Source organism: Gilliamella sp. Pas-s25, assembly GCF_009795885.1.
Lineage (GTDB): Bacteria > Pseudomonadota > Gammaproteobacteria > Enterobacterales > Orbaceae > Gilliamella.
This window is the reverse complement of the sequence record NZ_WTEV01000087.1, coordinates 1-455: the sequence shown is the minus strand read 5'-3', so window position 1 is coordinate 455 and position 455 is coordinate 1. Positions and strand designations below refer to the sequence as shown.

The window sequence follows — 455 nt, the reverse complement described above, 5'->3', positions numbered from 1 at the left end:
AGGTGAAAGTAAATCTACACGCAGACCTGATGTTATGGCTATTGATAAAAATGGGAAAGTGCATGCGATAGAGATAGCCTCTAAATCTGATATGACAAATTTTGATTATTTACTTACCCGAAATGAAGAGGCTATGAGGATATTAGGGATTTATAGAGAGGATGCTATTTCTTCATTTAAGCATCCATATAATGCGAGGGATATAAAACATCGGTTAGATTTATTAATTAAAGGTATAAAAGAAGGAAATTAGCTATGTACAGTGGCATTGTTTTATATAATACAGAAAATATTTCACAAAATATTGCGTTAGAGTTTGCTGAAACACTATTTTCGGCATTAAATACTCCTATTACAGAGGCTAGTTATGTTAAGCCGATAATAAGGAAGACCTGTAGTGATTTTAAACAAGTTAATATTTCTCTAAAGGGATTAAAACGTAAAATAAATCTACA

2 pseudogenes are annotated in these 455 nt (G+C 31.2%); both read left to right on the top strand.

From position 1 onward, the window contains the following. Positions 1 to 253: pseudogene (locus GQ593_RS14375) on the top strand (RHS repeat domain-containing protein); the annotation flags it as partial. A gap of 2 nt (positions 254 to 255) precedes the next feature. Next, positions 256 to 455: pseudogene (locus tag GQ593_RS14370) on the top strand (hypothetical protein); the annotation flags it as partial.